Origin of the sequence: Actinomadura sp., from assembly GCF_044508335.1 — a bacterium.
Taxonomy (GTDB): domain Bacteria; phylum Actinomycetota; class Actinomycetes; order Streptosporangiales; family Streptosporangiaceae; genus Spirillospora.
Genome location: NZ_JBIQHY010000114.1, coordinates 1 through 22,367, shown reverse-complemented (window position 1 = coordinate 22,367; position 22,367 = coordinate 1). Strand labels below are relative to the sequence as shown.

Annotated in this window: 20 protein-coding genes and 1 pseudogene; 11 read left to right on the top strand and 10 right to left on the bottom strand. The window is 72.2% G+C overall.

The annotated features are described in order from the left end of the window. The 4 genes from ACIWVC_RS28185 to ACIWVC_RS28170 form a co-directional block, all read left to right on the top strand. On the top strand, positions 1–214 hold a 214-nt coding region (locus ACIWVC_RS28185), incomplete at its 5' end, for a hypothetical protein (RefSeq protein WP_396445162.1). 114 nt (positions 215–328) lie between these two features. Beyond that, positions 329–742: a hypothetical protein gene (locus ACIWVC_RS28180; protein WP_396445161.1), complete on the top strand. Its 414-nt coding sequence runs from the start codon at positions 329–331 to the stop codon at positions 740–742. A 14-nt stretch (positions 743–756) separates the two neighbouring features. Then, complete coding sequence (locus ACIWVC_RS28175; protein ID WP_396445160.1) at positions 757–1,614, top strand: alpha/beta fold hydrolase; 858 nt, start codon at positions 757–759, stop codon at positions 1,612–1,614. A 170-nt stretch (positions 1,615–1,784) separates the two neighbouring features. Continuing rightward, a complete protein-coding gene (locus ACIWVC_RS28170) occupies positions 1,785–2,765 on the top strand; it encodes a helix-turn-helix domain-containing protein (protein ID WP_396445159.1) in 981 nt (326 codons plus the stop codon). A 17-nt stretch (positions 2,766–2,782) separates the two neighbouring features. Here ACIWVC_RS28170 and ACIWVC_RS28165 read toward each other — a convergent pair whose 3' ends face one another. Next, positions 2,783–3,040, bottom strand: a complete 258-nt coding sequence (locus ACIWVC_RS28165; RefSeq protein WP_396445158.1) for a hypothetical protein — start codon at positions 3,038–3,040, stop codon at positions 2,783–2,785. Between the two features lie 110 nt (positions 3,041–3,150). Between ACIWVC_RS28165 and ACIWVC_RS28160 the strand changes: the two genes are divergently transcribed. Further along, the gene (locus tag ACIWVC_RS28160) at positions 3,151–3,744 is read left to right on the top strand and encodes a TetR family transcriptional regulator (protein ID WP_396445157.1); all 594 of its coding nucleotides are present in this window, start codon (positions 3,151–3,153) and stop codon (positions 3,742–3,744) included. Between the two features lie 195 nt (positions 3,745–3,939). On the opposite strand, the gene ACIWVC_RS28155 is transcribed toward ACIWVC_RS28160, so the two are convergent. From ACIWVC_RS28155 to ACIWVC_RS28140, 4 genes are read right to left on the bottom strand one after another with little or no spacing between them, the layout of a single operon-like run. After that, on the bottom strand, positions 3,940–5,007 hold the full coding sequence (locus tag ACIWVC_RS28155) for an ABC transporter ATP-binding protein (protein ID WP_396445156.1): 1,068 nt from the start codon (positions 5,005–5,007) through the stop codon (positions 3,940–3,942). Further along, positions 5,004–6,566 (bottom strand): ABC transporter permease, encoded by a 1,563-nt coding sequence (locus ACIWVC_RS28150; protein WP_396445155.1) that lies wholly within the window; start codon positions 6,564–6,566, stop codon positions 5,004–5,006. The genes ACIWVC_RS28155 and ACIWVC_RS28150 overlap by 4 nt, the downstream gene beginning before the upstream one ends. 2 nt (positions 6,567–6,568) lie before the next feature. Next, positions 6,569–7,600, bottom strand: coding sequence for an iron ABC transporter substrate-binding protein (locus ACIWVC_RS28145; protein ID WP_396445154.1), 1,032 nt, complete (start codon positions 7,598–7,600; stop codon positions 6,569–6,571). Further along, the gene (locus tag ACIWVC_RS28140) at positions 7,597–10,185 is read right to left on the bottom strand and encodes an AMP-binding protein (protein WP_396445153.1); all 2,589 of its coding nucleotides are present in this window, start codon (positions 10,183–10,185) and stop codon (positions 7,597–7,599) included. The genes ACIWVC_RS28145 and ACIWVC_RS28140 overlap by 4 nt, the downstream gene beginning before the upstream one ends. A gap of 116 nt (positions 10,186–10,301) precedes the next feature. Between ACIWVC_RS28140 and ACIWVC_RS28135 the strand changes: the two genes are divergently transcribed. After that, on the top strand, positions 10,302–10,505 hold the full coding sequence (locus ACIWVC_RS28135) for a DUF6247 family protein (RefSeq protein ID WP_396445165.1): 204 nt from the start codon (positions 10,302–10,304) through the stop codon (positions 10,503–10,505). A 67-nt stretch (positions 10,506–10,572) separates the two neighbouring features. Here ACIWVC_RS28135 and ACIWVC_RS28130 read toward each other — a convergent pair. The 5 genes and pseudogenes from ACIWVC_RS28130 to ACIWVC_RS28110 form a co-directional block, all read right to left on the bottom strand. Next, positions 10,573–11,163: pseudogene (locus ACIWVC_RS28130) on the bottom strand (transposase); the annotation flags it as partial. Between the two features lie 174 nt (positions 11,164–11,337). Then, positions 11,338–11,925, bottom strand: a complete 588-nt coding sequence (locus tag ACIWVC_RS28125; protein ID WP_396445152.1) for a maleylpyruvate isomerase family mycothiol-dependent enzyme — start codon at positions 11,923–11,925, stop codon at positions 11,338–11,340. Then, positions 11,922–12,749 (bottom strand): fumarylacetoacetate hydrolase family protein, encoded by an 828-nt coding sequence (locus ACIWVC_RS28120; protein ID WP_396445151.1) that lies wholly within the window; start codon positions 12,747–12,749, stop codon positions 11,922–11,924. The genes ACIWVC_RS28125 and ACIWVC_RS28120 overlap by 4 nt, the downstream gene beginning before the upstream one ends. After that, on the bottom strand, positions 12,746–13,864 hold the full coding sequence (locus tag ACIWVC_RS28115; protein ID WP_396445150.1) for a cupin domain-containing protein: 1,119 nt from the start codon (positions 13,862–13,864) through the stop codon (positions 12,746–12,748). Before ACIWVC_RS28115 ends, ACIWVC_RS28120 begins: the two co-directional genes overlap by 4 nt. 149 nt (positions 13,865–14,013) lie before the next feature. Next, on the bottom strand, positions 14,014–14,826 hold the full coding sequence (locus tag ACIWVC_RS28110) for a PaaX family transcriptional regulator C-terminal domain-containing protein (RefSeq protein ID WP_396445149.1): 813 nt from the start codon (positions 14,824–14,826) through the stop codon (positions 14,014–14,016). 202 nt (positions 14,827–15,028) lie between these two features. Between ACIWVC_RS28110 and ACIWVC_RS28105 the strand changes: the two genes are divergently transcribed. From ACIWVC_RS28105 to ACIWVC_RS28085, 5 genes are all read left to right on the top strand, one after another. Further along, complete coding sequence (locus ACIWVC_RS28105) at positions 15,029–16,312, top strand: MFS transporter (protein ID WP_396445148.1); 1,284 nt, start codon at positions 15,029–15,031, stop codon at positions 16,310–16,312. 120 nt (positions 16,313–16,432) lie between these two features. Beyond that, positions 16,433–18,022: an FAD-dependent monooxygenase gene (locus ACIWVC_RS28100; protein WP_396445147.1), complete on the top strand. Its 1,590-nt coding sequence runs from the start codon at positions 16,433–16,435 to the stop codon at positions 18,020–18,022. After that, positions 18,019–20,061: an acetate--CoA ligase family protein gene (locus tag ACIWVC_RS28095; protein WP_396445146.1), complete on the top strand. Its 2,043-nt coding sequence runs from the start codon at positions 18,019–18,021 to the stop codon at positions 20,059–20,061. Before ACIWVC_RS28100 ends, ACIWVC_RS28095 begins: the two co-directional genes overlap by 4 nt. Further along, complete coding sequence (locus ACIWVC_RS28090; protein WP_396445145.1) at positions 20,054–21,733, top strand: (2,3-dihydroxybenzoyl)adenylate synthase; 1,680 nt, start codon at positions 20,054–20,056, stop codon at positions 21,731–21,733. The genes ACIWVC_RS28095 and ACIWVC_RS28090 overlap by 8 nt, the downstream gene beginning before the upstream one ends. A gap of 179 nt (positions 21,734–21,912) precedes the next feature. After that, positions 21,913–22,275 (top strand): hypothetical protein, encoded by a 363-nt coding sequence (locus ACIWVC_RS28085; RefSeq protein WP_396454789.1) that lies wholly within the window; start codon positions 21,913–21,915, stop codon positions 22,273–22,275. The last annotated feature ends 92 nt before the right edge of the window (positions 22,276–22,367 follow it).

The window sequence follows — 22,367 nt, the reverse complement described above, 5'->3', positions numbered from 1 at the left end:
CGATACGGTGATGGGCGCGATAGAAGTCGCCAAAGGCTGGGAACTCGCCGAGTCACGATCTTTCGATGAGTGGCTCAGCCGGAAACTGGAAGACGAGAACGCCTTCGAGGAGGAGTTCGACGAAGAACGGGCGGCCGGTGACACCGTTCTCCGCTACCGCCGGGATGGCTCCCCGCGACCCGTCTCTCCCTTCAACGTGAGGTGGGTCCGCTGACCCATATCGCCTGATTTGACCGGATTTTGGGGGTTCTTGGGGCAACGGGTTCCTTGAGCCTGGGTACGGCGCTGCATATCGCCGAAGCGTCCAGTGGGGGAGGAGACGCCGAACATGACTGTGACTGCGCCGACCAAGGCCGTGTCGCCCCGGGAATGGGCCGACGCCTTCGCCGCGGCCAGCAACGACGATCCCGAGATCCAGGCCCACGGGAAGTACTTCACCTGCACCTACCTGCTAGACGCCACCGACCACACCTACGCGATCAAGGTCGAGTCGGGGCGCGTGACCGATGTCGTGGTGGATCCGGGTCCGCTCGACGTCCCCTACCAGTTCGCGATCCGCGCGAGCGCCGAGACCTGGCGAGGGTTCGGTCAGCCGGTGCCGCCCCCGATGCACCACGGGATCTGGGCGGCCACCTTCCAGCGCGACATGCGGCTGGACGGAGACATCCTGGTCCTCATGCAGAACCTTCGCTGCATCACCCGGCAGATCGAGCTGCTCCGCGTCGTCGGATCGCCCGCCTGAGGAAGGAGATCACAGTGAGCAAGGTATCCCCCGTCACCGGGCACTACGTGACCGTCGAAGCCGACGGCGTCGAATACAAGGTCTTCTACCTCGAGAACGGCACCGGGCGGCCGCTGGTCTGCCAGCACACCGCCGGCTGCCACAACCACCAGTGGCGCGGCCTGCTGGAGGACGAGGAGATCACGGCGAACCACCGCGTCATCGCCTACGACCTGCCCCGCCACGGCAAGTCCGACCCGCCGGAGAACCGCGAATGGTGGAAGGAGGAGTACACCCTCACCGCGGACCACTACGTCAACTTCATCGTCGCGCTGTGCGACGCCCTCGAACTCGAAGACCCCATCTTCATGGGCTCCTCCTTCGGCGGGAACGTCGCGCTGCAACTCGCGCTGCGGCGGCCCGACCGGTTCGCCGGCGTCCTGTCGGTCGAGGGCGCGGACTACTCGCCCGGGTTCTACCTCGACTGGTGGCAGCACCCGCACGCCAACGCCGCGCAGGTCTGCGCGAGCGGAGTGTGGGACCTGATGGCGCCGCAGTCGCCGGAGGCCGACCGCTGGAAGACGTGGTTCTACTACTCCCAGGGCTCCGAGGCCTTCAAGGGCGACCTGTACTTCTACAGCGTCGACCACGACCTGCGGGACCGCCTGCACGAGATCGACGGGAACCGGTGCCCCGTCGTGATGCTCACCGGCGAGTACGACTACCTGACGACTCCGGAGGACAGCGCCCGCACCGCGGACGCGATCCAGAACGCCACCTTCATCAAGATGGACGAGATCGGGCATTTCCCGATGAGCGAGAACTACCCCGTGTTCCGCAACTACCTCCGGGAGGCCCTCAACATCGTCGAAAGGGAGAAGGTGCCGGCCTGACCCCGACGGAGTCCGAGTCGCGGCCAGAGCGACGGCCCGCACGCCCGGCGGCGTGCGGGCCGCCGCTCTGCCGGGCCGGGATGAGCATGGCCCGGTGGCTTGAGTTCGAGTCCTTTCCGGGCGATCCTGGGCGGGTCCCCGCAGCGACGGCGATAACACTGTGGTGGGTCATGGACGTGATCAACACCGCCGAGGTCCCGGCGGGGGAGCGGTTCGCGCTTTGGCATGAGGTGCACTCGAAGCTCTGGGTGCCTTTTGATCTGCGCTGCGAGCCGGCACTGGAGAGAGAGTTCCGGGGGCGGATCGACGTTTGCGCCTTCGGCGACGTGCAGGCGACGCTGATCACCACGATGCCGCACTCGATCCACCGCACGCCTGAACTCATTCGCCGATCAGATCCCGGCATATTCGCGCTGGGCTGCATCGTGCGCGGCGGCGTCATCGCAACGCAGGACGGCCACTGCGCCGATTTACGGGTCGGGGACCTGAAGCTGTGGGACCCTTCACAGCCGTATGTGGGCGAGTTCGCCCCGGACATACCGATGAGCCAGGTGCTGCTCCTGCGGTTCCCGCGCTCCTTGCTGCCACTGCCCTCCCGGGACCTGCGGCGGCTGAGCGCGGTCGGCATCCCCGGCGCCAAAGGCGTCGGTGCGCTGACGTCGCAGTTCATGCTCCAGCTCGCTCGGCACATGCACGAGCTCAGCCCGGCCGACGCCACCCGGTTGTCCACCCTGACCGTGGATGTGCTGACCGCGGCGCTGGCCGGGGCGCTGGACGCTCAGGCCGTCGTGCCGGCCCACACCGGGCGGCGAGCGCTGATGGCCCAGATCCACGCCTTCATCCGCGCGAACCTGGGCGACCCTGATCTGACTCCGGGCGCGATCGCCGCGGCGCACCATATCTCCCTGCGCTATCTGAACAAGCTGTTCCAGGCCGAAGGGCGCACCGTCGCCGGCTGGATCCGCGAGCGCCGCCTGGAACGATGCCGCCGTGACCTTGCCGAGCCCCGGCTGGACGACCGCACGATCAAAGCGATCGCGGCCCGGTGGGGGTTCACCAACTCCGCGCACTTCAGCCAGGCGTTCCGCAGCGCCTATGGCCTGTCGCCACGCGAGTTCCGTCAGCAGCGCGCGACAGTGCCCGCGGACTGAAAGTACCTGCGCAGTCATCACCTGAACCTGGTTACGCGGCGGCGGAGCGCCGCGTAGGCCCGAAGGATGGCCGGGACGACGACGTACACGACCGCGGGAACGACGATGCCCGTGACCACCAGGGTGCGCGCGGGAAGAGAGAGGGATCCGAGGGCGAATCCCAGCAGCGTCTGCGTGACCATGAGCATGCCGTAGACGGCCAGCCACGTGAACAGGGCTCGCAGATGAATCGAGGGGGCCGCGGGGGCGTCCAGCCGTGGGCGGACCGGGGGCATGACATCTCCTTGTGTTCCGGTACGAGGAATTCCAACTACCGAGTTGGAGTTTGCCACACGCGCCGGCCGAAGTCCAACCAGCGAGTTGGATTTTGGCGTATCCTCAGGTCATGGCATGGGACACACAGAGGACCAGGCGGCTGATCCTGGACGCCGCGGTCGCCGAGTTCGCCGCTCAGGGCCCGGAGGCGGCCCGGATGGACCGCATCGCCGCCGAGGCGGGGGTGAACAAGGAGCGGATCTACTCCTACTTCGGCAACAAGCGGCAGCTGTTCGCGATCGTGCTCACCAAGGAGCTGGAACGCCTGGCCGAAGCCGTGCCGTTGGACGAGGAGACCGCGTCCGACCTGGGGGAATATGCCGGGCGAGTGTTCGACTACCACCGTGCGCACCCGCACTTCATCCGGCTGCTGCACTGGGAAGGACTCCACACCCCGGCGGGTGAGCCGGTGGCGGCCCAGGCCGAACGGACCGCCCACTACGCCGACAAGATCGCCGCGTTGGCGGCGGCGCAGCGATCACGACGCCTCAACCCCGGGATACCGCCCCAGGACCTGCTCTACGCGGTCATCGCCCTGGCCGGATGGTGGTTCGCGACCCCCCAGATGCAGCGGATGCTGATGCCCGGCCTCAACGACGATCCAGACGGCCGGCGCGCCGCTCTCGTCCGTCTCGTCCGCATCCTCAGCCGAACCGATCCGTGATCTGCCGCATCTCGGCGAAGCCTGATCTGGGCACCCGAGGCCACGCCGCCGCGTCCGGGCGGTCGCCGGCCCCACCCCCGCCCGCACCCGGCGACGAGCCGCCGCGCGCGGGCGGGGCGCTGGACGACCGCACCGCCTCCGCCGGCGGTGCCGCCTCCGCCGGCGGTGCCGCCGGTGGACGCGGAGCTTCGCGGATCAGGAGGGTTCGGTGGCCGCGGTCCGGCCGTGCGGGCGGGTGAACGCCCGTGCCGGTCCGCGCACCTGGAGCCCGACGAGCTGCCCGAGCGCCGGCGACTCGTCCCCCAGCACCCGGGCCAGCACGGGCGTGCCGCCTTGCCGCAGGACGAGCCGGACCAGGGCGTCGTGGCCGAAGTAGTCCACGGTGTCGACCACGGCCTCGGCGGCCCCGGGTCGCGGTGCGCCTATCAGGATCTGCTCGGGGCGCAGGGCGACGTCCACCGGTCCGGTCGCGCCGCCGTCCGCCAGCGGCAGGCTGCCGAGCGGGGTCGCGACATGATCCTCCTGGGCCTCGCCCGGGATGACGGTCATGTCTCCGAGCACGCCGGCCGTGGTCCGGTCCGCCGGTGTCGAGTAGACCTGCTTCGGCGGCCCGACCTGGACGAACCGTCCGTCCCGCATGATCGCCACCTGGTCGGCGAAGGAGAGGGCCTCGCCTTGGTCGTGCGTCACCAGCAGCACCGTCGCGCCGGTGGCGGCCAGAGCGTCGGCCACGGCCCGCCGGGTCGAGACGCGCAGCCCGGCGTCGAGGGAGCTGAACGGCTCGTCGAGCAGCACCAGGCCGGGGCGGCGGGCGAGCGCGCGGGCGAGCGCGACGCGCTGCTGCTGCCCGCCGGACAGCTGTTCCGGACGGCGGTCGGCGAGGCCGGCGGGGAGGCCGACCAGGTCGAGCAGCTCCGCGACCCGTGCGGTGTCCCGGCGCTTGCGGCGGGGCAGGCCGAACGTGATGTTTCCGGCCACGGTCAGATGAGGGAACAGGTTGCCTTCCTGCGAGAGGTAGCCGATCCCCCGGCCCTCGGGCGGTATCGCGTACCCGGGGCGCAGGACGACCCGCTCGCCGATGCGGACCTCGCCGGCGTCCACCGTATGGAAGCCGGCGATCACCCGCAGCAGGGTCGTCTTGCCGCAGCCGGAGGCTCCGAGGATGGCCGTGGCCGATCCGCTCTCGACCACCAGGTCGACTCCGTGCAGGACCTCGGTGTCGCCGTAGGAGGCGCTGACACCGGTGACGGCCAGGCGCGTCATGGCGTCACCGCCCGCTTGCGCAGGACGAGCCAGGTCATGGGCGCGGAGAGGATCACCATCGTGACGGCGTAGGGCGCGGCGGCGCCGTAGTCGAGGGTGCTGCTCGCCTCCCAGAAACCGGTGGCCAGGGTGCTGGTTCCGGTCGGTGCGAGCAGGAGGGTCGCGGTCAGTTCGGTAGTGGTGGCGATGAAGACCAGGGCGAAGCCCGCCAGGATCCCGGGCAGGGCCAGCGGGACGACGACGCGGCGCACGGCCCGCCACGGGCTGTCGCCGAGCGCGCGTGCCGCCTCCAGCAGCGGGGTCGGCGCCTGCGCGAGCGCGGCCCGGATGGAGATCAGCGCACGGGGCAGGAAGAGGACCGTGTAGGCCACCACGAGCAGAGTCGCGCTCTGGTACAGCCCGGTGAGCCACCGGATGGCGAGCGTCACCAGGGCCAGGCCGACGACGACACCTGGCAGTGAGCTGGTCAGGTAGCAGAGCCGCTCGATGGCCGTGGTGACGGGCGTCTGCCGTTGCCGGAGCAGCAGGGCCACGGGGAACGCGGCCACGCACGAGGCGGCCGCGGCGGCCACCGCCAGGGCGATCGTCGAGCCCAGCGCGGTGGCCAGGCCGGCGCCGTCGAGGGCGGCGGTCGGCGCGGCGAGCCAGCGGCCGAGACTGTACGCGGGCACGCCGAGCGCGAGGGCCACCAGCAGGGTGAGGGCCGCCAGGCTGGGCGTGAACCACCAGCCGAGGGGCCGGGGCTCGGGGCGTCGGATGACCCCGGAGCCGATCCGTGCGTGGCCCCGGCGCCCACGCCAGAGGTGTTCGACGGCCAGCACCGCCGCGCACAAGCCGATCAGCACCACGGCCAGCATGCTGCCGGTGCCGGTGTCGAACGCGGCCTCGTACTGGTCGAGGATGGCCGTGGTGAACGTCGGGAAGCGCAGCATGGCGAGCACGCCGAACTCGGCGAGCAGATGGAGCGCCACGAGCAGGCACCCGCCCAGGAGGGCCGGGCGCAGCTGCGGCAGGACGATGCGGGCGAACGCGCGCCACGGGCCGAGGCCGAGCGAGCGCGCGGTGTCCTCCCAGGATCGGTCCAGCCCGCGCAGCGCCGCGGACACCGGCAGGAACACGAACGGAAAGTACGAGAGCGTGGTGATCAGCACCGCCCCGGTCAGCCCCGTCATCGATGGGCGCAGCGACACCCAGGCGTAGGCGTTGACGAACGCGGGCACGGCGAGCGGCGCGACCAGCGCGGCGCGCCACCAGCCCGCGCCCGGCAGCCGGGTGCGTTCCACCAGCCAGGCGGCGCCGGTGCCCAGTGCGGCGCACGCGCCCGTGGCCAGGACGACCAGCGCGACCGTGTTGCGCAGCAGCTCACCGATCCGCGGCCGGACGACCTGGGCGATCACCTCGGACCCTCCCTGGCTCAGCGCGGTGACCAGCACCACGACGATCGGGAGCACCGTCACCGCGGTCACCAGCACCGCGGCCCCGAGCAACGAGCCGCCGGCCGGTGCTCCGCGAGCGCGGGTCGCGGCGCGGGCCTTCGGCATGGCCTTGGTTGCGCTCACGGTCAGATGATTCCCGCCTGCGTCATCAGCTTGATCACCTTGGGTCCGTCGAGCGTGTACGGGTCGATCTTGGGGGCCTGGAGCGACTTCAGCGGAGGAAGCGCCGGGTCGGACGGCTGGCCCTTGCCGACGGCGTACTGCATGGACTTGCTGGCGCTGATGGCGGCCTGGCCCTTGGGGCCGGTGACCCAGGCCAGGAACTTCTGCGCGTCCGCCGGATGCTTGCTGGACGCGAGCACGCCCCCGCCGCTGATGCTGACGAACGCGCCCACGTCCTGGTTCTTGAAGTAGTGGAGCCGGGTGTTCTTGCTGCCGTCCTTGGTCAGCGCCTGGTCCCGGTACCAGTAGTAGTGGTACATGATCCCCATCGGCACCTGGCCGGCGTTGACGGCCTTCATGGTGGCGATGTTGTTCTGGTAGACCTTCGCGTTCTTCTTCAGGCCGGCCAGCCACTGGCTCGTCGCCGCCTCTCCCTTGGCCTCAAGGAGACCGGCGACGATCGCCTGGAAGTCCGCACCGGCCGGTGCGGCCCCCCACTTGCCGGCGTACTCGGGCTTGGCGAGGTCCATCATGGACGCCGGCAGATCGGCCTCCGAGACCATGCCCGGGTTGTAGACCAGGACGGTCGAGCGGGCCGCGATCCCGACCCACTTGCCGCTGCCGGGCCTGAACGCCGGGTCGACCTGGTCCAGGGTGGTCTGCTCGACCGGGGCCATCAGGCCGGCGTTCTGCACGACGGTGATCGCCGGCGCGTTCTCGGTGAGGAAGACGTCCGCGGGGGAGCGCTTGCCCTCGGCCACGATCTGGTTGCCCATCGAGGAGTCCGCGCCCTCACGGACCTGGACCTCGATGCCGGTGTCCTTGGTGAAGCCCTCGACCCAGGCGTCCATGAGGTCCCCGTGCTGCGCGCTGTAGATCGTGAGCTTGTCCGGGTCGAGCGCGGCCTCCTTGCCGCCCGAGCCGCATGCGGTGGCCAGGGCCATCACCACCAGGGCCGCTCCGACCACGGGGGCTTGGCGTAGACGTCGGTTCATCGAAGGGCCTCCTGTGGAGTCGAGGGAAGGGGTTCGGGGTCCGCCGCAGCCGCGCTGCCGTCTCGATGGAGCCGCCTGCCGAGCCGGGCGGTCAGCCGGGTGGCCGCCGACCAGGCGAGCAGGCCGATCCCGAGGGCGAGTCCGAAGTTGACCAGCGCCCAGTCGGTCGAGCGGTACACCTCGAAGTGGGTGACGTACACGTACAGGGACGCGCCCGCCAGGACGGCGAGAACGGGTACCAGCGGACGCGGCACCGGCAGTGTGCGCACCCAGACGATCAGCAGCAGTCCCGCGCCGATGGTGGCCTCGCGCACGGCGTTGTCCATGAAACCGGGCAACGTGGCGATGATCAGCACGCTCAGCAGCAGGCGCTGGCGGCGACCGGACGCCACCTGCGCGGCCCAGCCGATCGCGATCAGCCAGAGAACGGCCGGGGCCGTCCCGCGACCGGGCGGTGACGTCAGGTCGACGAAGTCGAGCCGGGCGGTCGCGCCGAGGAGCGCCACCCCGGCGGCCAGCGCGAACGGGGCCCGGGCATGGAGCCGCCGGACGGCCGGGACGCTCAGCAGCGCCGCGAAGGCCAGCAGGTTCCAGACGAGCGCCTCGATGAACCACAGCCGCCAGGTGGACGACCACCGGTCGCTGCCGAAGATCCAGTTGAGCATGACCAGGTTCGCGACGGAGTAGGTCCCCGTCGCGAGCCCCACCGCGGCGACCCAGACGGACGTGGGGACGGTGATGCGCGCGACCGTGGTCCAGACCCGGCGCCACGTCTCGCGCGCGGCCGGGGCGCTCGCCGCGAAGCGGGCGAAGTTGTAGCCCGCCACCCCGAGCAGGATGTGCGCGCCGCCGAGGACGCGGAACACGTGCGTGTGCGAGCCCACGATCGCGACGATCGCGAGCGCGCGCAGCACGATGGTCGTGTCCACCCGGGCGAACCGGCTCCGCCTCCGCGGCGCGTCCGTGGACAGTTCCCGGATCGGGCGCTGCGGCCAGTCCGCGGGCAGCGCGCCCAGCCGCTCCTCCAGGTGTATGGACAGCTCGACGTAGGACAGCGAGTCGCCGCCGAGGTCGACGAACGTCGAATCCGCGGTGGCGTCCGGCCGCGCGAGCAACTCGGCGTACAGCGCCACGAGCGCCGCGGTCGACGACCCGGCGGGCCGGTCGGCGGCCGCCGCGCCGATCAGGTCGAACGCCGGCCCGATGGCGGCGCGGTCGGGCTTGCCGCTGGCGTGCCGCGGCAGGGCCGGGACCGCGGCCACGGACAGGCGGTGGTGGGGCAGGCCCGTCGCCTTGACCAGCATCTGCCTGGTCCGCTCGGCCAGAGCGTCGTCGTCGCCTTGATCGGCGACCACGAGCGCGAGCAACCGTTCGTCCGTCCCGCCGACCAGCGCGGCGAGCCCGTCGGCGGCGAGAAGCTGCTCCACCCGCTCGACGTCGACCCGCACGCCGTTGATCTTGAGGAACGACGAGCGGCGCCCGACGATCTCCACCGTGCCGTCGGGCCGCAACCGGGCCAGGTCGCCGGTCGCCAGCTCCGTGATGTCACGGCCGCGGCTGAGATCGTCCGGCGCCTCGGCATAACCCAGCATGACGTTGGGCCCGGCGTAGTGCAGCTCGCCGACCCGGCCCGCAGGAAGCTCGCTTCGGCCGTCGCGCACGGTGAACCGGCCGGCTCCGATGGCGGACCCCACCGACGCCGGCTCCTGCAGGGCCCGTCCGGGCGCCGAGACGGCCATCCGAGCGGTGGCCTCGGTCTGCCCGTACATCAATCGCAGGTCCCACCCCTCACGGCGGCCGCGCGCCGCCCAGGCCCGGGCTTTAGCGGGGTCGAACCGCCCGCCGGCCTGGGTGACCAGGCGCAACGAGGGCACCGAGGCCGTGGGCGCCCCAGAGGACTCGAGCAGGTCGAAGGTATGCGGCACGCCGGACAGGGAGGTCACGCCGAATGCCCGCATCGCCTCCCACAGCTCCGGGTCGACGACCGAGCCGTCGGTGAGCAGGATCGACGCGCCGACCTGCAGATGGGAGTGCAGCACCGACAGGCCGTAGCAGTAGTGCAGCGGCAGGGTGGTCACGGCCCGGTCGGCCGGGCCGAGGCCGAGCGCCTCCGCAATGTCGGCGGCGTTCGCCTGCACCCCCTCCCGGGAGAGCCGGACCAGCTTCGGCGAACCAGTGCTCCCCGAGGTGGACAGCAGCAGGGCCAGATCGGGGTGCAGGTCGTGTCGGCCGTCCGGGACCGCTGACGTGACGACCCAGGTGCCGTCCCTGCGGCTCGCCAGGTCGTCAGGGGACCAGGCGTCGATCAGGTGCTGGGCCCGGCCCTGTGCTGCGAGGAGCACCACGTGCCCGGCGTTGAGCGCGGCGAGGTAGCTGACGATGCTCGGGACGGTGGCCTCGAGCTCCACCAGCACCAAGCGCCGTTCGCCGCCGCCCGGCCAGGCGGCCGCCTCAGCGTCCACCAGGCGCGCGAGCTCGGCGTACGACACCTGCTCGCCACCGGCGAGCAGAGCCGGCGCATCGCCCCGCTGCGACAGCGTTTCCGAACGCCAGAACGGCGCCCAACCCGTCTGAGGTCGGATCACGTCTTCCACAGTTAGGCAAGGCTAACCTACATTGATTGCCAGCGGAAGTTGGCAAAAACGTGACGCCCTGGGATCTACCTCACACGACCGAACGCTGTACAAAGACGATCTTGAACATGCGAGCCGAGTACGACGAGGCGCTCGACGCGGCTCACGACCTGGCGCGCTTCAAGCAGGTCCAAACCCTGCTGCGGCAGTGGCGCTTGCGGGCCATCGCCTACGGCCGTCCCGGCTACGAAGAGGCGGTGCAGGACGCCCTGCAGGGCAGGGAGGACAGCTTCGTCCGCTACACCCCTCCGGGCTGGGAAGGCCGGGTGTGACGTACCGCTGGGACGGCTTCCACGGACGCGCGCTGTACGAGCTGAACGGGCTCCCCAACGAAGTCCGTCACGGCCTACTACTTGAGCGCCTCCTCGACCTCTTGGAAACGCCGTGGGACGCGGTGCCTGAACGGCCAGGCCAGACAGCCATCAGACACGCTTCTTCGGCCCGAACGGCGAGGGCATGCTCACGCTGCTGGGTCGACGACGAGGCTGAGACGCTGCGCATCATCGACACCCTGTGGATGGGGTAGCGGCGGCCCGGGACGGCGAACCAGGACTCGGGCAGATACAGCTCCCGGTCGATCAGAACCCGCTTCCGGTCGGTGTTGGCATACGAGCAGAACACCCCGATCTGGCAGTTGGTGATCTTGCCGGCGGTGCCGGTGTACTGGCGCTGCACACCCGCCGAGCGGCGGCCCTTCTTCTCAAACCCGGTGTCGTCGACCACCAGCACCCCGTCGGCGTCGCCGAGCCGCTCGGCCACCTGCCACCGCAGCGCGTCCCGCACCTGGTCGGCGTCCCATCGGGCGTGGTTGAGCAGCCGCTGCATCCCGTCCGGCCGCGCGTCCCCGGCGAACTCCGCCAGCGACCAGCCGTTCTTGCGCTCCAGGGCGCTCAACAGCCCCAGCAGATACGACCGGGCCCGCAACAGTGGGCGGCACGGCCACCGCCGATCGTCTGGTTCCAACACACCCACACGATCACAGCGGTGGCCGTCTCACGTCCCGGCCTCGATCAGACCGAGATCTCCAAGTGCGGCTGGAGTACTATGCACGGTCACCCAGCCGGCGGCAACGGCGGCAACGGCCCGCACAACGGCGCTCCAGCGTCAGAGCCAGGGGGACAGGGCGGGGGCGTGCGGGGTGCGGCCGGTGAGCCATTCGGCCAGGGGGGCGGCGTTGCCCTTGGCCGCCTGCTTGGCCGCGGCGTCCGCGACCAGCGCGGCGTTGAGGTCGTCGGGCAGGTCGGCGAAGGTGACGCCGGCGTCCAGGTCGACGGTGTGGACCCAGACCTCCCTCGCCCGCATCCAGGGGATCTCCGTCGCCGGGACGGTGCGGCCCTGAGCGGTGACCACCTGGTTCTGCCAGGCGCCGGCCGGCAGCGCGTCCATGTCCGCGGCGAGCCGGCCGGCCGACTGGCGGACGAGGGCGCGCAGGTCGCCGGCGGGGAGCGCCGACAGCTCCTCGATCTCCGCGGCGCGCTGGTCCGGTCCCGCGTACATCCGGTTCTCCTCACCGGTCGCGGCCCAGCTCAGCAGGCGGCGCAGCGCCTCGGCGTTGCCGTGGACGTGGGCGACGACGTGCCGGCGCGTCCAGCCGGGCAGGCGGGTGGACGCCGACAGGTCGTCGTCGGTCAGGCCGTCCAGCGTGGCGAGGAAGAGGGCGGTGCCGCGGTCCGTCCAGCCGCGCGGGCTCATGCCGTCCTCGCGGTGTTCTCCAGGCGGCCGATGCCTTCCACCTCGGTGACGACGGTGTCGCCGCCGGCGAGGTAGCGCGGCGGCTTGCGGGCGTGCCCGACGCCTCCCGGGGTGCCGGTGGCCAGGACGTCCCCGGGCCGCAGGGTGACGATCGTGGAGGCGTACCGGACGAGGTCGACGGGGTCGAAGACCAGGTCCGACGTGTCGGCGCTCTGCGTCTCCTCGCCGTTGACCCGGCAGGTGATGGAGAGGGCGGGACGGACGCCGCCGGGCAGCTCGTCGGGGGTGACCAGGACGGGCCCGAGCGGCGTGGTGCCCTCGAAGGTCTTGCCCTGCAGCCACTCCCGGGTCCGGAACTGCCAGTCGCGCATGGTGACGTCGTTCATCACGGTGAACCCGGCGATGGCGTCCGCGGCCTCGCGCTCGGTGGCGCGCCGGACCGTCCGGCCGATGACCAGCGCCAGTTCGGCCTCCCAGTCCACGGCCGAGGACTCGGGAGCGAGCTGGATGTCGTCCGCGGGGCCGATGAGCGCCTCGGCGAACTTGGCGAACAGGGTGGGGTGCTCCGGCAGGTCGCGGCCCATCTCCAGGATGTGCTTGCGGTAGTTGAGCCCCACGCAGAGGATCTTGCGGGGCTGCGGCACGACGGGCGCGAGCGCGGTGTCCGGGCCCAGGGCGTCGCCGGACGCGGCCGCCGCCGCGTCCGCCCAGCCCTCGCGTTCGAGCAGCGCGCCCGCGTCGGGGGCGTCGAGCGGGACGTAGCCGCCGTCGTCGAGACGGGCGGCGCGGGTTCCCTCGGCGGTGCGGATGGTCGCGATCTTCACTGGGCGGTCTCCGAGGTCGTGGCGCGGTGCTGGTGCAGCCGCTCGAAGATGGGGGTGTCGCTGAAGCGGAACAGGTCGATTCCGGTCTCGGTCGCCAGCGACAGCTCCTGCCAGGAGGGGACGACGAACAGGTCGCCGCGCTCGGCGGTCCAGGTGCGTTCGCCCACGGTCACCTCGCCCGAGCCCTCGAAGACCTGGAAGACCGAGGAGCCGACCTCGCGGGCCGGGGCGGTGCTCGTGCCGGGTGCGAGCCGGTGGAACTCCGTCCGGAGGGTCTGCATCACATCGCCGCCGGTCGTCGGGTTGGTGTAACGGACGGCGGCGTGGCCGGGCTCGACCGTGGCCCGGTGCCCTTCGGACTCCAGGGCCAACTGCTCCGACAGGGCCCGGTCGGTGTGCTCCCACCGGTAGGCGAGCAGCGGCGTGGCCGGTGCCGGGGTCAGGTGGGTGAGGGGGCGCAGGCCGGGGTGCCCCCAGAGCCGCTCGGACCGGGAGCGCTCGGGCGCCTCCCGCGTCTCCACCTCGTCCGGCCCGAACTCGAAGAAGGTGGAGTCGGCGAAGTACTGGAAGGGGATGTCGAGCCCGTCGATCCAGGCCATCGGCTCGTCGGTGACGTTGTGGTGGCCGTGCCAGTGCCATCCGGCCTGCGGCAGGAAGTCGCCGCGCCGCATGGCGACGGGGTCGCCGTCCACGACGGTCCACACGCCCTCGCCCTCGACGACGAACCGGAAGGCGTTCTGCGTGTGCCGGTGCACCGGCGCGTCCTCGCCGGGATTGAGGTACTGGATCGCGGCCCACAGCGTGGGGGTCGCGAAGGGGCGGCCGCCGAGCCCGGGGTTGGCGAGCGCGATCGCGCGCCGCTCCCCGCCCCGGCCGACCGGGACGAGGTCGCCGGCGCGTTCGGCCATGGGCAGCAGCCGGTTCCAGCGCCACAGGTGCGGCAGTGCCCTCGACCGGGGGTACGGCGGCATCAGGTCGCCGATCTCGGTCCACAGGGGGATCAGCGATTCGGATTCGAAGTCGCGGTACAGCGCCTCCAGCTCCGGCGTCCGCGCCGGCTGGCCGTCGCCGTCGGTCGCGACGATGCGCACCGGGCTCGGATGGGTGGGCGTCATGGCTTCGGGCCCCCTCTGCGGTCGTGCTCGTGAGGTCGCGCCTTCGGGCGGTCCGCGGGCTCGGGCCCGGTCACCGGCACGAAGGGACGCGATGTGTGTCAACTGTACGCCGTCCGTCCATATTTTTACACATATGGCGCCGAGGGATGCTAGGCCGCCGGGTCGGACAGGCCCGCGACCTCGTCATAGAAGCGCTCGGCGGGCGGGCCGAGCAGGGAGTGGGCTTCGAGGAACATCTCGTGGGCCTCGCGGCCGACCCAGCCCGCCGGGAGCAGCTCGACCGGCAGGTCGGGGTCGCGGAAGGGGAACTTCCGGTAGTCGTAGGTCAGCCGCATGCGTTCGATCAGCGCTTCCCGGGGGCTGAGGTGCCCTGCGCGGTAGGAGGGGAGCCGGCCGCGGTAGGTGCGGAGCAGCTCGCGGTAGTCGTCGTTGAGGGTGTCCAGGTCCCAGCAGCGTGCGGCCATGTCGCGGTCGATGGGCAGGCCGCGGGATTGGCAGCGCAGGGTGTCGAGTCGTACGGCGGGTTGGTCGGCGAAGTTCTCCAGGACTTGCTGGACGCGGTCGTGGGGGCAGATGTAGGTGGAGGGGGCCAGGGGTCCGAAGCCGAGCCAGGCCAGTTCTTTGCGGATGCGGTCGCGGACGGCGCGGTCGGTTTCGGGGACGGAGTAGATGACCATGTGCCAGGTGCGGTCCCAGTCGTCTCTGACCCGGTCGAAGATCCGTGAGCGGCCTTCGTCGAGGAGGCGCAGGCTGCGGGGGTTGAGCGAGTAGACGCTTTCGCGGCCTTGGCGGTGGGCGTCGAACCAGCCCTCCTTGCGCAGCCGGGACAGCACCACCCGCACGGTGCTCTCCCCGATGCCGAAGCAGCCCATCAGGGTGCTGAGCGTGCGCATCCGCGCGGACCCTCCGCGGTACCGGACGTAGTCGCCGAAGAGATCGAACACCACGGACCTGGGCTTCACCGGCGGGCTCCTCCTGTCGACGCGTGCTCACCGACTATCTCATGCTCGGCGGCCGTCGCCGGAGTGACCGACGACGTGGCGCAGCCACGGCGGGCTTTCCCCTAATTAGTTTCATTCTATTGACGTACGTCCTGAGATTGACACATACTCCTGGCCATCCTTCCCGGATCGAAAGAGGCCGGATCGAAAGAGGGAGGCGGCCATGAGCCCACCACCTGCGCGCATCGCCCGGCGCACCGAGCTGACCGTCATGGCTCTGTGCTTCGCGGTGATCGTCTTTGACGGCTACGACCTGATCGTTTACGGAGCGACCCTCCCCGGCCTCCTGGAGTACGAGGACTGGGGCCTGACCAAGACGGAGGCCGGCGCGATCGGCAGCTACGCGCTGATCGGGATGCTCGCCGGAGCGCTCGTCGCGGGCGCCGTCACCGACCTCATCGGCCGCCGCCGGGTCCTGATGATCGGCGTCACCTGGTTCTCCATCGCGATGATCGGCTGCGCGCTCGCACCGAGCCCCACCTGGTTCGGCGCGTGCCGGCTGCTCGCCGGCCTCGGCCTCGGCGGGGTCATGCCGACCGCCGTCGCCCTCACCGCCGAGTACTCGCGGGCCGACCGGCGCAGCCTCAACAACGCGATCATGTTCTCCGGGTACTCGGTGGGCGGCGTCCTGGCCGCCGTCCTGACCATGAACCTCATGCCCGACCACGGCTTCCGCGTCATGTACTGGACGGGCGCGTTCCCCCTGCTGCTCGTCCCGGTGCTGTGGCGGCTGCTGCCGGAGTCGGCGAGCTTCCTGGCCGCGCGCGGCCGCCACGCGGCCGAGGCCCGCGCCGCCGCCCGGCCCGCCGCGTCCGGACCGTCCCGCGGGCACCTCGCCGAGCTGTTCGAACGCCGGCACCTGCTGCCCGCCCTGCTGTTCGCGCTGACCAGCTTCCTCGGCCTGCTGCTGGTGTACGGCCTCAACACCTGGCTGCCGCAGATCATGAAGTCGGCGGGCTACCCGCTGTCCGGCTCGCTGCTGTTCCTCGTCGTGATGAACGCCGGCGCGGTGTTCGGCACGATCCTCGTCGCGCCGCTCGGAGACCGGCTCGGCATGAAGCCCGTGACCGGGGCCGCGTTCCTCACCGCGGCCGTCTCCATCACGCTGCTCAGCCAGACCACGGCCGAGCCGGTCATGTACGCGCTCGTGGCGGTCGCCGGCTTCGGCACCGTCGGCACCCAGATCATGGTCAACGCCTACGTGGCGATGCACTTCCCCGCCCAGGTCAGGGCGACCGCTCTGGGGTGGACGCTCGGGATCGGCCGCCTCGGCGCCATCCTCGGCCCGACGTTCGGCGGGTACCTGCTGGCCGCGGAGGTCGACGTGTCCTGGAACTTCTACGCCTTCGCGATCCCGGCCGCGGCCGGCGCCGCCCTGGTGCTGTTCCTGCCCGCGAAGGAGAAGGCGGCGATCCCCGCCGAGGCGGGAGTCACGATGCCCGCCTGACGCGCGGACGGTCGCCGCCCCGGCGACCGTCCGGACCGGCGACGACCAGCAAGGATCGGCGGCGCGGCGGATTCGCCGGGTACGACCGTACGGGGATCTTCGACAGGAGGCAGGTATCCCATGGTGTCCAGGATCGCGTGCGTGGGAGGCGGCCCCGGAGGGCTGTTCTTCGCGACGCTGATCAAGCAGGCCGACCCCTCGGTGGAGGTCACGGTCTTCGAGCGCAACCGGCCGGACGACGTGTTCGGGTTCGGCGTGGTGTTCTCGGACGCGACCCTCGCCGGCATCCACCGGGCCGACCCGGTGCTGCGCGAGGCGCTGGCCGACCAGGGACGGCACTGGGATTCCATCGAGGTCCGGCTGAAGGGCGAGCGGATCAGCTGCGGCGGCAACGGCATGGCCGCGATCCACCGCAGGACGCTGCTCGCTCTGATGCGGGCCCGCGCCACCGAGGTCGGCGTCGACCTGCGCTACGGCGCCGAGGTCTCCGGCCCCGAGGAGCTGGCGGACTACGACCTGATCGTCGCCGCGGACGGGACCAACTCGCGGTTCCGCGAGCGCCTCGCCGCCGAGCTGCGGCCGGAGGTCGACGTCGCGACCGCCAAGTTCATCTGGTTCGGCACCGACTACATGTTCGACGGGCTGACGTTCGTCCACCAGCGCGGCCCGCACGGCGTGTTCGCCGTCCACGGGTACCCGATCAGCAAGGACGTCAGCACCTTCATCGTGGAGACCGACGAGGAGACCTGGCGCGCCGCCGGGCTGGACGAGTTCGACGCCGCGAGCCCGCCGGGGCCGAGCGACGAGAAGACCAGGCGCTACCTGGAGGAGCTGTTCGCCGAGCAGATCGACGGGCGCCGGCTCCTGGTGAACAACTCGCGCTGGGCCAACTTCCGCACCCGGCGGGCGCACCGCTGGCACGCGGGCAAGGTCGTCCTGCTCGGCGACGCCGTGCACACCGCCCACTTCTCCGTCGGGTCCGGGACGAAGATGGCGATGGAGGACGCCGTCGCGCTCGCCGCCGGCCTCGCCGGCCATCCCGGCGACCTCGACGCGGCGCTGGCCGCCTACGAGGCGGCCCGCAAGCCGCCGGTGGAGAAGATCCAGGGCTCGGCCCGGCCGAGCCTGGCCTGGTGGGAGCACTTCGGCCGGTACCACGACGCCTTCGACCCGCTCCAGTTCGCCTTCCACTTCCTGTCCCGCAGCATCGGCAAGTCCAAGCTGGCCCGCCGCGACCCGGGCTTCGTCGCCGACGTCGAGGCCGACTGGCGCAGGCGGCACGGCGCGGCACCGCTGGACTCGCCGATCAGGGTTGGCTCCCACGTCTCCACCGGGCGTCTCGCGACCGTCGAACCGTCCCCGGACGGCGCCGTCGCGGCCCTGCCCGGCGGGGCACGCGTGCCGTTGCGGGACGTGACGGCAGCCGGCGCGGGCCAGGGCCTCTGGCTCGCCGCACCGGAGGCCGAGTCCGATCTGCCCGGCGTGTTCGGACGCCTCGCCGCCGCCGTGGACACCGGACCGCGTCCGCTGGTGGCCGTGCACGGCGGGACCCCGCTCACCCGGGTCCTGCTCGCCGAGCAGGCCCGGCTGGGACACGGCGTCCCGGCCCTGATCGTGGAGGAATCCCTGAACGACGACCGTGCCGAGACGCTGCTGCTGTCCGGCCGGGCCGACCTGGTCGGCTCGCAGACCGCCGGGCGGCCCGCGTGAACGGTGACCTGACCCCCCTGTTCGCTCCCTCCGGCGTCGTCGTGATCGGCGCCTCCCGCCAGGGGAACAAGCTCGGCGCGGCCATGGCCCGCTCGCTCGCGGGATTCCCCGGCGCCCGGGCGCTCGTCAACACCCGCGACCCCGACCCGGCGGCGGGCGTCTTCGCGTCCGTGGCGCAGGCCCGCGCGCACACCGGCGCCGACCTCGACCTCGCCGTGCTCTGCATCCCCGCCGCGGCCTGCGCCGACGCGCTCGTCGAGGCCGCCGCGGCCGGCTGCCGCGCCGCGCTGGTCTGCGCGGGCGGCTTCGGAGAGATCGGCGCGGCCGGCCGGGAGCCCGAGCGCGCCCTCCGCCGCGCCGCCGAGGAGACCGGCGTCCGGCTGCTCGGCCCCAACACCTCCGGCTTCATCGCCCCCGGCCGGGGCCTCACCGCCAGCTTCGTGCCCGGCGCGGCCCGGGTGCCCTCCGGCGGCATCGCCGTCGTCGCGGCCAGCGGCGGCGTCAACCACGCGCTGGCCTTCGAGCTCGCCACCGCCGGCAACGGCGTCAGCCTCGGCGTCGGCATCGGCGCGGGACTGGACGTCACCGCCGCCGACGTCCTCGACCACCTCGCCGAGGACCCGGAGACCACGGCGGTCGCCCTGCAGCTGGAGACCGTCCCGGACGGACCGCGCCTGGTGGCCGCCCTGCGCCGGCTGACGGCGGTGAAACCGGTCGCCGCCCTGGTGGTCGGCCGGACCGACGTCGGCGACTTCGCCCGCTCCCACACCGGCGCGCTCGCCACGTCCTGGCACACCGCCCGCGCCGCCGTCCGCGACGCCGGGGCCGTGGTGGTCGACGACGAGCGGGAGCTCGTCGACGCGCTCACCGCCCTGTCGAAGGTGCGGCTGCGCCCGGCCGCCGACCCCGGCCTCGGCATCGTCACCGCCCAGGCCGGCCCCGGACTGCTCCTGACCGACCGGACCCGCGCCGACGGCGTCCGCGTCCCCGAATTCTCCGCCGCCACGCAGGCCCGCCTCGGCGAACTGCTCCCTCCCCTGACGTTCCAGCGCAACCCCGTGGACACCGGACGTCCCGGCGAGACCTTCCCCGCCCTGCTGGAGGCGGTCACCGCGGACGAGCGGATCGACCTGCTCGCGGTCTACGCCCTGACGGAACCGGGCAGCGTCGACCTGGCCGCGGCGGCGGAGTCGGCCGGCCTGCCGTCCGCAGCCCCCGCGGTCGTCGCCGTCGGCGGCCCGGACGAGGAGGTCCGCGAGCAGCGGGCCCGGCTCCACAAGCTCGGCGTGCCCGTGCTCACCACCCCGGCAGCCGCGGCCGGCGCCGTCCGGGCACTGGTGACCGACGCCCGGCAGCGCGCGGAACGCGGCACCGGCGGGGAGGCCGCGCCCGGGATCGCCCTCCCCGCGGGCCCCCTCGACGAGCACGCCGCCAAGACGTTCCTCTCGGAACTCGGCATCCGCACCCCCCGGCGCCGCCCCTGCGCCACGCGGGAGGAGGCGCACCGGGCGCTCGCCGACCTCGGCGCGCCGGTGGCGGTCAAGGTGCTGGACGCGCGGATCCTGCACAAGACCGAGGCGGGCGGGGTGCGGCTCGACGTCCGCACCCCGGCCGACCTCGACGCCGCCCTGGACGCCATCGGCGCCGACCGCGTCCTCGTCGAGGCCATGGCGCCCGCCGGCGTCGACCTCGTCGTGGGCGTCCGCCGCGACCCCGTGTTCGGCCCCGTCGTCCTCGCCGGCCTCGGCGGCACCGCGGCCGAGGCCCTCGCGGACGTGGCGATCAGGCTCGCCCCCGTGGCCCCGGCGACCGCCGCGGCCATGCCGGACGACCTGGCGGCGGGCGGGCTGCTGCGCGGATGGCGCGGCGGACCCGTCCTTGACCAGCGGGAGTTCGGCGTGCTGGTCTCGAAGCTGTCCGCCGCGCTGGCCGCGAGCCCCGACGTCGCCGAGATCGAGATCAACCCACTGCGGCTCACCACCGACGGACTCATCGCCCTGGACGCCGTCGTCGTCCGCCAGGAGGAAGACCATGCCTGAAACGACACGTCCCAGCCGGACATCCGACCATGTCGTCCCCTGGCCGGAGGAGGCGGCCCGGCGCTACGTCCAGCAGGGTTACTGGCGGGGCCGCACCATCGGCGACGAGGTGCTCGCGGTCGCCGACGCCCGCCCCGACGCGGTCGCCCTCGTCGAGGAGGGGCGCAGGCTGACGTACCGGGACCTGGCCGACCGCGCCGACGCCGCCGCACTGCGCCTGGCCGACCTGGGGCTGCGCCCGGACGACCGGATCATCCTGCAACTGCCCAACACCGTCGAGTTCGCCGTCCTGACCCTCGCGTGCCTGCGCCTCGGCGTGATCCCCGTGATGGCGCTGCCCGGCCACCGCAGGCACGAGATCGCCTACCTCGCCGAGCACGCCGAGGCCGTGGCGATCGCCGTCCCGGACGACCTCAAGGGCTTCGACCACCAGGCGATGGCCGCCGCGATCCGGCAGGACGGCCCGTGGCTCCGGCACCTGCTGGTGCTGGGCAAGCCGACGGCCCCGGGCGCGGTGGACCTGCACGCGCTGTGCGCCGCACCGGACGGACCCGCCCCCCGCGCGGCCGTGGACTCCTACCGTCCGGACAGCCGCTCGGTCGCGCTCTTCCTGCTGTCGGGCGGCACCACCGGGCTCCCCAAGCTCATCGCCCGCACCCACGACGACTACGTCTACAACGCCAGGCGCAGCGCGGAGGTCTCCGGCTTCGGACCGTCCACCGTCTACTACGCGTCGCTCCCGCTCGCCCACAACTTCCCGCTGGCGTGCCCCGGACTCCTCGGCACCCTGCTCTGCGGCGGCCGCACCGTGATGGGCTCGCACCGTCCCGAGGACGCCTACGCCGCCATCGAACGCGAGCGCGTCACCGCCACGTCCGTCGTCCCCGCCATCGCCCAGCGCTGGATCGACCACCGCCAGGCCGACCCGGACCGCGACCTCAGCTCGCTGGAGGTGCTGCAGGTCGGAGGCGCACGCCTCGCCGACGAGGTGGCCCGCCGCGTCCGTCCCACGCTGGGCTGCACCCTCCAGCAGGTCTTCGGCATGGCGGAGGGCCTGCTCAACTACACCCGCCTGGACGACCCCGAAGACGTCATCTGCACGACCCAGGGCCGTCCGATATGCGCCGACGACGAGATCCTGGTCGTGGACGATGCGGGCCGGCCGGTGCCCACCGGCTCCCCGGGCCTCCTCCTGACCCGCGGCCCCTACACCCCGCGGGGCTACTACCGGGCCGCGGAGCACAACGCGCGCGCGTTCACCGAGGACGGCTGGTACCGCACCGGCGACATCGTCCGGCTCCGCCCCGACGGCAACCTCGTCGTCGAGGGCCGCGACAAGGACATGATCAACCGGGCCGGGGAGAACATCTCGGCGGAGGAGATCGAGAACTTCGCCTACCAGATCCACGGCGTCACCCTGGCCGCCGCCGTGGCGATGCCCGACCCCGACCTGGGCGAACGCGTCTGCCTCTACGCCGTGACCGACCGCGACGTCACCCTCCGGGACGTCCACGACGTCATGGAGCGAGCAGGCGCGGCCCGCTTCAAATTCCCCGAGCGCCTGGAAGTGGTGGATACCCTCCCCACCACCAAGGTAGGCAAGATCGACAAGAAGTCCCTGAGAGCCGACATCACCCGCCGCCTGGACGAGGAGCTCCAGAAGACGCCCTGAGGGCGGGCCACCCCCTCATGCGGCGTCCGCGTCCTGCGGTATGCCGCGTGTCCAGCCACGGCGCTCCCATCCTTCTCGCGGAACCAGACGCCCGTTGTCGGCGTCAGGGCGGTGTCCGGTTGCGGCGGATGTGGCGGATGACCTGTTGTGGCCGGGGCGGCGGGTCGATGATGTCGGCCATGACGGGGCGCATACTGACCTGGACGGGCGGGCTGATCGCGGCCGCATCGGCGATCGGGCTGATCGTGTACTTCGCGGTGCGGGGGTTCCACTGGGTCGACGTGGTCGGGGTGATCGGCGCGGTGGTCGGGATCGCCGGGCTGGTGTTGGCGGTGTACGGGATGATCCTGGCCCGCCGCGCCCCCCACGAGCGGCCCGACGCGATGCCGGGCCAGCGGTCGGTCGACATCGGCGGCAACGCCACCAGCGACGGCATCGTGTCCACCGGCGACAACGCGACTAATACCCAGATCACCGGCACCGCGTCCGGGCAGGGGCGCTTGAACCAAGCCGGCCGGGACGTGAACATCAACGACCAATGAGCATTCCGCCACCAGGCGCGTCCGGCCGCACCGAGGGCGGCCTTGGGGCTGCCGGGGAACCGGTAGCGCGCCCCCAGCACGCGGATGCCCAG